Genomic DNA, 5,827 nt, shown 5'->3' on the forward strand with positions numbered 1-5,827 from the left:
TTCGTGGGGATCCCTCAGACTCTGACCCCACTTATTTGTTATTTGGGGTCGGTTGCTACGAGTTCGTCGAGTATGCCAAGTAGCAGCTTGGTGCCGGTGCCAGAAGCTATTGCGTCAAATACATTCTCCACATTTTTACCGTGCTGACCGCCCGCTAAGTCGCTAATTGAGCGGATAATTAACCAATCTACGTCGTTAACAAAACTCACCTGTGCGACGGTTGCTGATTCCATTTCTGCTACATCAGCGGTGTAGACGTCGCGCAGCCACTCGCGGTATTTAGCGTTGTCTACGAATACTGAGCCTGTAACACCGTTACCGCCGATGTCTACCAAAATTTCTTTACCTGACGGCATCGTGATAGGTGGGATCTTTGTGAGCGCGCGTTTTGCCATTTCCAATAACGTTTTGTCGGCAGTAAAATAGGGCATTCTTCTGCGAGTGTCCCAACCCTCTTTAACTACTGCCACCTCGGTAGGATGAATAAAACCAATGTTTTTGTAGTTGGGTGCGTGCTTATCTGTATCGCGTCGTGCTTTGTAATACTCAAGCTGTTTAGCGTAATAGTCTGGAAGCTCGTAGGCGCTGGCGTCATCTTTTTTCGGGTTGATATAGACTGACTCGTCGTGAAAATACCAACGTTCAGGTACTGCGATATCGCCAGGTGTGTATTTGGGGTTTATGGCCCCAGCAATACCCATCATAACCAGCTTATCAATAGGGAAATAATCCAGTGCCATCTGTACGGTCATTGCTGCGTTGGTAATGCTGACGCCCGTGCTAAATACAACAATGGGCTCACCTTTATAAGTGCCTAACTGATACTTAACCCCTTTAATATAAACTGTTTGCGTAATTTGAGCGTCGTCCATAGTTGCAAATGCGGCGTCAATGGCTTCAATTTCTGGCTCATAAGCAGCAACCACGGCTGTCCATTTATTTACAACATTGGAAAAATCTTTTGGACCATATTGGATGCTATCGTCTTTGGCGAGACACGAAAACGATATACACACGAATAAAACAAAACTACTTAAGCGCATAGTGACCTTATTTAATCTATTTATGCACCAAACAGGTGCGGACAATGAAAAAAGAACGAGTCTAAGAGCCTTGGCGTCCTATAGGCAAGCCTAGCTGCAATAATATTTAATATATTCGCAAGGTTCGGGCCAATAATAGGGGCAGAATCATGACCCTATTATTGTTATGCAAAATCGCTGTTTAGTACTTATACTGTTTTATCAATTGTTTACTGATCTTTAGGGCGCGAATGTCGCAGCAGTACACCACAGCACCTGAATCATTTGGCGAAGTCACATCGGCCTTGCAAAAAGCTGGTTTCAAAATTCTGCTGGTTTTTTCTTTACTCATCTTAGCGGTAATCGTCATAGCCCAACCCCAAAATGTGTATGTGGCAGTATTTTTCGGCCTGTCTTGGTGTGCAATTTCGGTAGCGGGAATTATCTTTTCTAACTACAAAGAACCTTTGGCGAAATTGTGGGCAATACTCACCATTCCCGTCGCGCCTTACCTTGTAATAAGCAATGGTCTCATGCCTGCAACCTTAGTTCCAATTGCTACTATTTTCCCCATTTTACTGCTTTCTAATGGTTGGCGAATAAGTGCAATGGTAGTACTCGCGTGCTGTACTTTTCTTGTGCCGCTTTACGAAGGGGATTATGACAAGGGCCTTTGGCTGAGGCTTTGTGTGACCAACCTTGTTGTGTCCCTTCTTATCTATGCTCTAGCTAGCCAATTAGAGAAAGCCCTTGTAGAGAGTAAAAACAAAACTCTTGAACTAAACAGGGCACTTGCGAGCGAAAAGCAAGCGTCGGCTGCACAATCACGATTCCTTGCCACTATGTCACACGAGATACGCACGCCATTAAACGGTATTTTGGGATTGACCGATGTAGTGCTTTCTCATGATATTTCGGAAAGTGCACGGCTTAACCTAGAGAAGATTCAGCGTTCAGGACTCTCGCTAAACCGCATTTTGAACGACATATTAGATCTCTCCAAACTGAATGCGGGAAAACTTGCGCTGGAGATCATTCCCTTTGATCTAAAAAGTACTGCTAAAGATTGCGTGGCGTTTTATGCACAATTGGCACAGAACAAAGGTATTTCACTGAGAATAGAAGTAGATAAAGCATTAAATACTTGTGTTGTAGGGGACGCAACGCGCCTCTCTCAAGTGTTAAACAACCTAGTGAGCAACGCGATAAAGTTTACGCATCAGGGCAGTGTCACTTTAGGGCTATCGAAAGGTGAAGCGTCAAAGACCCATCAATTTGTCAGGTTTTCAGTTAAGGATACGGGGGACGGGATTGATGCTTCTAAACAAGAGCGCGTATTCGATGCATTTACCCAAGCCAACAGCAGCATTAATCGAATACACGGGGGAACGGGACTTGGTTTACAGATAGTAAAAAGCTTGGTTGAAGCTATGGGCGGCACGGTTTATCTGAAAAGCGTGGTAGGTCAGGGGAGTGAATTTTATTTCGAGCTACCGTTTGAAATTGCAGGTAGTGTAATTGGCGCTAAAGAACAGGAAAGCACACCGTCGTTCTCAAACCTTACTATTTTGGTGGCAGAAGATAATGACATTAATCAGGTCGTAGCAAAATCCTTGTTAGAAGATACAGGGTTGAAAGTTGCGCTTGCTAATAATGGTAAAGAAGCAGTAGAGATTGCACTAAAGCAGCATTTCGACCTTATATTGATGGACTTACACATGCCTGAAATGAACGGCTCTGAAGCCGCTTTGGCGTTGCGAAAAGCTAACATCACTATTCCTATTATCGCGTTCACTGCTGCGGTGGTTGCCGAAGAAATAGATAAAGCGTTAGCATCCGGGATGAATGGATATCTCACAAAACCAGTCAATAAAACGGAACTACACGCTGTGCTGACTAAACATTTGGGCGGAGAAATGTCTACAGAAAGTTCCTGTATTGCTAAAGGGGAATAGACAGAGTAATGTGGCACTGAAAGTGTCATTAATCCGGATAAGCCTCTGTTATACAATAGATAATAATAAAAGTTCGCTTGGTCCAATCAAGTAGATAGTATTACTGCGAAAAGCAAAGCGTATTATAAAAGGATTTAAGTTTGAAGTCACAAATACATATTATAATTGCCCTGCTATTTCTTGCTTTCACGAGCCTTTCGGCTAACAGCGAAACAGACAGCGACAGCCAGCGTTACGAATTGAAGGTAGAGAAACTCAAATCTAAAGTGCTAAACGAGCAACGGGAAGTGGTCGTTCAGCTTCCAAAAGGTTATGCCGAAAACCCCGACAAGAAATACCCCGTTATTTATCGTCTAGATGGTGCGGGAAATCTTACTATGATGAATGCAGTACTAGAATCGCTTCAATCTCAGAATGCTGCACCTGAAGTCATTATAGTCGCCATTGAAAATACCGACCGACTTCGCGATCTATATCCCACAGCAAATGAAGATCCAAACGGGCCTGTAGGCTACGGCGGTGGCGGTGCAAACTTTCTTTCCTTTATAACCACTGAGCTTATGCCAATGGTAGAGAAGAAATATCGCGTGCATGACTTTCGAGTGATTGAGGGTGCATCAGCCGGAGGTGTATTCGCGCTGTACGCACTTACCCAGAAGCCTGAGCTTTTTAACGCAGCGCTGACTTACAGTGCTGCGGTGTGGTGGAACTATGGCGCATCTGCAAGAAGTACGGTTGCATTCTTAAAATCTGCCAATCATTTAGACCACTTCATTTACACGTCTATCGGCAATGAAGGCGCGCCCATGCGCCCGTATTACAACGATATGATTTCTGGAATGCGGGCAAATCAACCTGCCGGATTAAGATGGGAGAACGAAGCCTACGAGGGAGTTACCCACAATTTGGTCTCAGCTGCGTCAACTTTCAGCGCTTACCATCATTTGTTCTTATCAGCTTATTTAAGGCCACAGCAGTTCAGTGGAGATATTAAAAGTATTAAAGACTATTACGCCCGTGTTTCAAAGCAGCGAGGCGAGAAACTCGACGCGCCGGAATGGGTTATTCGCGAGTTAGGATATCACTATGTGGGTGAACAAAACTACGACAAAGCCATCGCCTTGTTTAAATACGATATTGCTGAGTATCCTCAAACGCCTGACGCATATAATGGCTTAGCTTATGGTTATGAGCAGATGGGCGAGTACAAAAAAGCGCTTGAAAGCGTGAACCAAGCTTTAGCACTTTCTACGTCTGAGCACGATGGCCATCAGGTTTATGTTAATAGACAAAAACGCTTGCAGTCTTTATTGAAGGATTAAGTTATCTTGAACCACAAAAGAATATTTAAACACGTAAACTGGATCGCCCCTGCGGCTTTTATGGTTGGAATCACCTTGGGAACGAGCGGGTGCAGTACCGTCACGACAGGACAAACCGATCACTGTATTGAGCAAGCTAATAACGCAGATGTTCATGGGGTGTACACCGCCGATGAGCAGCTAAATGCTTGCTTAGAAACCTATAAACTACGACGCGATAATGAAAAAACGGTAGGTGAAGCCTTTGCTGAAGATGTGCTGATCTCAGTTATTGATATTATTACCGACTAGAGCAGTTTCAATTAAGCGAAAAAACCTTCCTACGTACAGTTATAAAAACAAAGAAGGCAGAGTAATTTACTCTGCCTTCTTTGTTTTTGCCTTCTTTGTTTTTGCTTCTCTATTAAAAGCGTTAAAGCAAGCAAAGGTTAAAACCTTATAGGAAGAGCCGATGCGAAATTTTTTGACTGCTGTATGTGTACTTTTAATCACCGCCATAGTTAACGTTAATGCTAATTACATGCTCGATACTGTCGAAGGGGTGCAGCTTGCTAAGCAATACGATCAAAGTCGCACTGATATTAACGTAGCTGACTATTGGGTTAGTGAGAAGCTAGACGGCATTCGCGCAAGATGGAACGGTACTGAGTTACTTACCCGCAATGGGAACAAAATATTCGCGCCAACATGGTTCACCGCTAACTGGCCAAAAGCCACTATTGACGGCGAACTTTGGATAGGAAGAGGGGAGTTTGAACGTACAGCTTCTATTGTGCTTTCAACGCTGACAAACATCGAGCTGCATTCTGTCACTAACGCTTCATCTAGCACAGTGTCTTCAGCAGACACTATTGCCGAAGCAAATTCTCTATCTGCAAAACGCTGGGCCAAAGTTAGATTTATGGCCTTTGACATGCCTATGATGGGTGAGCCCTTTGGTCAGCGACTCAACATGCTTAACAGCCTAAGTAAATCTACACCTAATCCAACGTTTGCAGTTATCCCTCAATTTAAGCTTACGTCTATTTCTTCACTTGATGAAAAGCTGAAGCAAGTAGCCCAGGAAGGCGGAGAAGGGTTAATGCTTCATCATGAACAAGCGCTGTACACATCTGGGCGAAGTGACAAGTTACTCAAAGTAAAACGCTTTGAAGATGCAGAAGGGAAAGTACTGGCATTGCTTCCGGGAAAAGGACGATTTAAAGGAATGATGGGCTCGCTTCTTGTAGAAACGCGAGAAGGCATTCAATTTAAATTAGGAACGGGCTTTTCAGAAAATGAGCGCCAATCTCCGCCCGCTATCGGTAGCTGGGTAACCTTTAAGTACTACGGTTTAACAAAGAATGGAAAGCCAAGGTTCGCAAGCTATCTTCGCACTAGACCTCAGGCAGACTTGCCCAATTAACACTTACTTACTGCCAGTATAGTCACATGAACTGCCTCTCACTTACTGTTGTTATACCAATCCGCATGGATAAGTGCCCACTCAGAAGGCGCTGGCAAGTTTCCTAGCGAAGCGTGGGAACGC

The 5,827-nt window shown here is 44.1% G+C and carries 5 protein-coding genes; 4 read left to right on the forward strand and 1 reads right to left on the reverse strand.

Features of this window, described 5'->3' with window-relative positions; genetic code table 11:
• Nucleotides 1-38: 38 nt before the first annotated feature.
• On the reverse strand, nucleotides 39-1,043 hold the full coding sequence (locus tag ACX5KA_RS15935) for a 5'-methylthioadenosine/S-adenosylhomocysteine nucleosidase family protein (protein ID WP_458731635.1): 1,005 nt from the start codon (nucleotides 1,041-1,043) through the stop codon (nucleotides 39-41).
• Nucleotides 1,044-1,273: 230 nt separating this feature from the next.
• On the opposite strand from ACX5KA_RS15935, the gene ACX5KA_RS15940 reads away from it, so the two are divergent.
• The 4 genes from ACX5KA_RS15940 to ACX5KA_RS15955 all read left to right on the forward strand — a co-directional run bounded on the left by ACX5KA_RS15940 (nucleotide 1,274) and on the right by ACX5KA_RS15955 (nucleotide 5,704).
• Entirely contained in the window at nucleotides 1,274-2,977 is a 1,704-nt protein-coding gene (locus ACX5KA_RS15940; protein WP_458731636.1) for an ATP-binding protein, read from the forward strand.
• A gap of 140 nt (nucleotides 2,978-3,117) precedes the next feature.
• The gene (locus ACX5KA_RS15945; protein WP_458731637.1) at nucleotides 3,118-4,299 is read left to right on the forward strand and encodes an alpha/beta hydrolase; all 1,182 of its coding nucleotides are present in this window, start codon (nucleotides 3,118-3,120) and stop codon (nucleotides 4,297-4,299) included.
• A gap of 6 nt (nucleotides 4,300-4,305) precedes the next feature.
• On the forward strand, nucleotides 4,306-4,590 hold the full coding sequence (locus ACX5KA_RS15950) for a hypothetical protein (protein WP_039219774.1): 285 nt from the start codon (nucleotides 4,306-4,308) through the stop codon (nucleotides 4,588-4,590).
• Nucleotides 4,591-4,750: 160 nt separating this feature from the next.
• Complete coding sequence (locus ACX5KA_RS15955; RefSeq protein WP_039219734.1) at nucleotides 4,751-5,704, forward strand: DNA ligase; 954 nt, start codon at nucleotides 4,751-4,753, stop codon at nucleotides 5,702-5,704.
• The last annotated feature ends 123 nt before the right edge of the window (nucleotides 5,705-5,827 follow it).

This window comes from Alteromonas alvinellae (genome assembly GCF_902705805.1).